The 4,366-nt window shown below is 67.6% G+C and carries 6 protein-coding genes; all 6 read right to left on the reverse strand.

All coding sequences use genetic code 11. The annotated features are described in order from the left end of the window. Positions 1–169 precede the first annotated feature (169 nt). Positions 170–1,162 carry a mitochondrial fission ELM1 family protein gene (locus JHC99_RS17625; RefSeq protein ID WP_292155968.1) on the reverse strand — a complete coding sequence of 331 codons (993 nt, stop codon included), beginning with the start codon at positions 1,160–1,162 and terminating at the stop codon, positions 170–172. After that, entirely contained in the window at positions 1,153–1,626 is a 474-nt protein-coding gene (gene greA / locus JHC99_RS17630; protein WP_271145273.1) for a transcription elongation factor GreA, read from the reverse strand. Before greA ends, JHC99_RS17625 begins: the two co-directional genes overlap by 10 nt. Positions 1,627–1,778: 152 nt before the next feature. Continuing rightward, complete coding sequence (locus tag JHC99_RS17635) at positions 1,779–1,976, reverse strand: hypothetical protein (RefSeq protein ID WP_292155969.1); 198 nt, start codon at positions 1,974–1,976, stop codon at positions 1,779–1,781. 63 nt (positions 1,977–2,039) lie between these two features. Continuing rightward, positions 2,040–2,705 carry a glutathione S-transferase gene (locus JHC99_RS17640; RefSeq protein ID WP_292155970.1) on the reverse strand — a complete coding sequence of 222 codons (666 nt, stop codon included), beginning with the start codon at positions 2,703–2,705 and terminating at the stop codon, positions 2,040–2,042. A 63-nt stretch (positions 2,706–2,768) separates the two neighbouring features. Continuing rightward, complete coding sequence (locus tag JHC99_RS17645; RefSeq protein WP_292155971.1) at positions 2,769–2,933, reverse strand: cysteine protease; 165 nt, start codon at positions 2,931–2,933, stop codon at positions 2,769–2,771. A gap of 85 nt (positions 2,934–3,018) precedes the next feature. Beyond that, a complete protein-coding gene (locus tag JHC99_RS17650; protein WP_292155973.1) occupies positions 3,019–4,332 on the reverse strand; it encodes an amidohydrolase in 1,314 nt (437 codons plus the stop codon). Between the last annotated feature and the right edge of the window lie 34 nt (positions 4,333–4,366).

The following is a 4,366-nucleotide window of genomic DNA, read 5'->3' on the forward strand; positions in this document are numbered from 1 at the left end:
GGGGACGGCGGTGGCGGTGATTGAAAAGACTCCGCTCATCCCGGCGAAAGCCGGATCCAGTGCTTTGGGGAGTTTGACATTTCCGCCGAGGACGTAACGCCTGATCCCGCACTGCCTCACTTGAGGACTGGGCCCCGGCTTTCGCCGGGATGAGCGGAAATAGTGGGGATTAACCCCGCGCGCCCATCGCCTCCAGCACGGCGCGCGCCGCACGGTCGGTCTCGCGCAGGGGCTCATAGGTCCAGGTTTCCAGCACCCCGTCGAACGGCCGGGTCGCGCCGCGTTCTTCCAGATCGGCATGCAGGGCCGCAAACTTGCCGGGGGCCTTCAGCGGGACCATCGGCAGGATGTGAACCGGCTTGCCGGTCGAGGCGGCTTCGGTGGCCATGTTGGCGCTGTCCTCGGTGACCAGGATGTAGTCGGCGGCCTCCAGCCACGCGAACAACGGGTTCGCTCCCGCGTCGTCCCAGATCAGGCCGGGCAGGGTCTTGAGCCGCTTGGTCATTGCAGCGCGCGCCGCATCCGGCGTCCGGCGCGAATAGGTCAGCAGCAGGGAGCCACCGATCGCCCGGATCGCTTCAACGATCTCGTCCGCCAGTTCTGCAGCATGGGCCTCGGGCAGATCGAACGCCCTGGACCGTCCGCCGATCAGGACCGCGACCCGCGGATGGGGCAGGGCGGCGATGGCGTCGGCGAACGCCGGGGCGGCCTCCGCGATCCGCTCGGGCGTGATCCGGTGGGGAGAGCCGGTGATCGGAAAGACATTGTCGCCTTCGAGTTCGTCGTGGGCGGGCGCGACCACCATGTCGAACCGTTCGGGGCTCAGGCGGGGATCCTGGGTCTGGACGACGAAAGTCCGGCTCCCGCTCAGGCGGCGCACGGCCAGGGACAGCGGCAGGGTCGCCCGGCCGGTGGCGATCCACAGATCGGGCCAGGGCTCGTCCGGCTTGGGGAAGGGGGTATCTGACGCCGGGTCCAGCATGGCCGGCGTCTTCAGCGCGACCGGCAACCGGTCGAACAGCGGCCGCCAGCGGACGCGTTTGATCATGATGTCTGCGGGGGTCAGGCGCTGGATCGCCTCGGCGAGGCCCAGCGCCTGATTCTCGATTCCCGCGCGGCCGTCAGAGACGACCTGGATTCGCAGGGGTGAGCCTACTTCCACTCGACCTTGAGGATTTCGTAGGCCTTGACCCCGCCGGGGGTGTTGACCTCGACGACGTCACCGACCTCCTTGGAGATCATGGCGCGGGCGATGGGCGAGGAGATGGAGATCTTGCCCGCCTTCACGTCGGCCTCGTGCTCGCCGACGATCTGGTAACGGCCTTCGTCCTCGGTGTCCTCGTCGACCACGGTGACCGTGGCGCCGAACTTGACCTGGCTGCCCGACAGTTTCGAGACGTCGATGACCTGGGCGCGGCTGATCTTGTCCTCGATCTCGGCGATCTGGCCTTCGATCCAGCCCTGGCGTTCCTTGGCCGCATGATACTCGGCGTTTTCGGACAGGTCACCGTGCTCGCGGGCTTCGGAAATCGCCGCGATGACGCTGGGACGCTCTACCGACTTCAACTGCTTCAACTGGTCGTCGAGGACGCGATAGCCCTCGCCCGTCATAGGCACTTTTTCCATAGGGATCAGGAGTTTCTTCGATATCGCCCGGAGCACCGGCGGCGGACTGAAAGGATTGTCTTGAGACTTTTTGGCGGTCGCTGGGCGCGCGCGACCGGCCAAAGAGACTAGGGCGCCTGACGGCGAAACTCAAGTCAGCGGCGGATTTGCCGTCAGGACGGGGTCACATCGCGCGACCGGCGCTGGCTCAGCATCCTTTTGGCGATGCTGTAGGTGACCCAGCCGAGCGCCGCTGCTCCGACCAGGGCGAAGGCGAACGACACCAGTGCCACCCCCGCCGAGATGAAGGCGATGACGAAGGCGATGGCGGCGACGACGCCGACGGTGATCTGGAGGGTCTGGATACGCATCCGTCGTTAACGCGGGCCGACCCCGCCGGTTGCCCCGATCACCGCGATGTCAAACGCCTTGTCTCAGGCGTAGGCGTAGGGCCCGCCCCGCTCCAGCGCCCGCTGATAGGCCGGCCTAGCGTGGATGGTCTGGAGGAAGGCCTTGAGTTTCGGCTTGTCCGGCCCGAACGGGACCCGGCTGGAGGCGGCCTCGACCGGGAAACTCATCATGATGTCGGCGGCGCTGAAGGCCTCGCCCGCGAACCAGGGCGACCTGGCCAGTTCGCCCTCCCAATAGGCGGTGTGGGCTGCGATCTGGGGGTCGATGAAACTGCCTTGAGCCTTCGTCGACACCGCCTTGACCACCGGGCGGATCAAACCGGGCGCGCGCCCGGGCAGGGCCCCGAAGACCAGCTTCAGCAGCAGCGGCGTCATCGCCGACCCTTCCGCATAGTGCAGCCAGTAGTTCATCCGCTTCGCCGCCTCGCTCCCGGGCGCAGGCGTCAGGGCGTTGCCGGGATGCCGGGCCAGGATGTGTTCGATGATGGCCCCGGTCTCGGCGGTGGTGCCCGTCTCGTCCTCGATCACCGGCGACTTGCCCAGGGGATGGATCGCGCGCAGTTCCGGCGGGGCCAGCATGGTCTTGGCGTCGCGTTCGTACCGCTTGACCTCATAGGGGACGCCCAGTTCCTCCAGCAGCCACAGCACGCGCTGCGAGCGCGAGTTGTTCAGGTGATGGACGGTGATCATGGCGCGCTTCCTCGTTTTCGCGATCCTACGCCGGTTGACGCGGGGTAGCGCAAGCCTCGTGCGTCAGACGCGCCGTCCGCTCCGCACGGCCTTGTTGCGGTGCTGCTGATACAGCTCCCAGGCCAGGGTCGCGAGCGCCAGCTTGCCCGCATGCCGTCCGGCGAAACGACGTCCGCCCTTGGAGATCAGCAGGCCGCCGAGGACGGTGGCGATACGGGACAGGGCCATGGGTCTTCTCCAGATTGCCGGGATCAACGCCGATCCGACGGCAAAGGTTCAGCCACAGTGGCAAGACGCCTCAGTCCTGCTCCGATCAGGTTTTCGCCAGCAGTGTGAGCGCTGACACCACCATCGCCTCCGTCCCCGTGGTGACCGAGGGTTCGGGGTCGATCCTGAACAGCGGCGAGTGGTGCCCGGGTGCCGTGTCCACATCGGCGGCGGGGGTGCCTCCGACGTCGAAATAGACGCCCTTCACCCCGCTTTCGGGCGTGACGAAATAGGCGAAGTCCTCGGCACCCATGCCGGCGCGGGGCTCGTCGATCAGCACGGCCTCGCCCATCGCCGAGGCGATGGCGGTCCGAATCCGCTGGGCGGTCTCGGGGTCGTTGCGGGTCGGGGGTGTGGTCTCGGTGGCCGAGCGGACCACGGTGGGCAGAAGGTTTTCGGGCACGCCCAGCGCCTGGGCCGTCCCGCGCGCGACCCGGTCGATACCGTCCAGAAGCTGGGTGCGGACCTCGGGCGTGTCGGCCCGGACCGTCAGTTGCAGGTCGACGCGGTCGGAGATGATGTTGTGCTTGATGCCGCCGTGGATGGCTCCGACCGTGACCACGGCCCCCTCCAGCGGGCTGACCGTGCGGCTGCGCAGCGACTGCAGATTGACCACGATGGACGAGGCGACCAGCACGGGATCGACGCCCAGTTGCGGATAGGCGCCGTGGGTTCCGACGCCGTGGACCGCGATGTCGACGCTGTCCGAGCTCGACGAATGGATGGTCAACGGCACAGAGACCCGGCCGGTCGGCAGGTCGGCCGAGACGTGGAAGGCCAGGGCATAGTCGGGCTTGGGAAAGCGGGAATACAGGCCGTCCTCGACCATGGCCCGGGCACCGAAGATGCGCTCTTCGGCGGGCTGGACGATCAGGACCAGGGTGCCGGACCAGTCACCCTTGCGCTCCATCATCTGGCGCGCCGCCCCGACCAGGGCGGTGATGTGAACGTCGTGACCACAAGCGTGCATGACCGGCTTCTCGGTCCCGTCGGCATCGACCTGGGTCACCGTCGAGGCATTGGCCAGGCCGGAGTTCTCCTTCAGCGGCAGGCCGTCCATGTCGGCCCGCATCATGACCGTGGGCCCGTCGCCGTTCCTCAGAACCGCGACGACTCCGGTGCCGCCGACGCCGGTGGTGACGTCATAGCCCAGGCCGGTCAGCAGGGCCGCCATCCGGGCCGAGGTCCGCACCTCCATGCCCGACAGTTCGGGGTTGCGGTGGAAGTCGTCGAAGATGGCGCCCAGGCTGGTCTCGTAATCCCGCTGGATCGCGTCCTTGAGAGCGGTCGAGGTCTGGGCGGTGGCGGAACTGGCGGCGGCCAGGATCAGCAGGGCTGCGGTCGTCGCCAGTGTGCGCATCAGTCGTCCTTGGGGTCGGAGGAGGGTTCGGGGG

Source organism: Brevundimonas sp. (genome assembly GCF_016463485.1).
Classification (GTDB): domain Bacteria; phylum Pseudomonadota; class Alphaproteobacteria; order Caulobacterales; family Caulobacteraceae; genus Brevundimonas.

Coding starts and splice junctions, on each gene's coding strand:
- JHC99_RS17635 (WP_292155969.1), bottom strand. CDS start 1,976: ATGCGTATCCAGACCCTCCAGATCACCGTCGGCGTCGTCGCCGCCATC.
- greA (WP_271145273.1), bottom strand. CDS start 1,626: ATGGAAAAAGTGCCTATGACGGGCGAGGGCTATCGCGTCCTCGACGAC.
- JHC99_RS17645 (WP_292155971.1), bottom strand. CDS start 2,933: ATGGCCCTGTCCCGTATCGCCACCGTCCTCGGCGGCCTGCTGATCTCC.
- JHC99_RS17640 (WP_292155970.1), bottom strand. CDS start 2,705: ATGATCACCGTCCATCACCTGAACAACTCGCGCTCGCAGCGCGTGCTG.
- JHC99_RS17650 (WP_292155973.1), bottom strand. CDS start 4,332: ATGCGCACACTGGCGACGACCGCAGCCCTGCTGATCCTGGCCGCCGCC.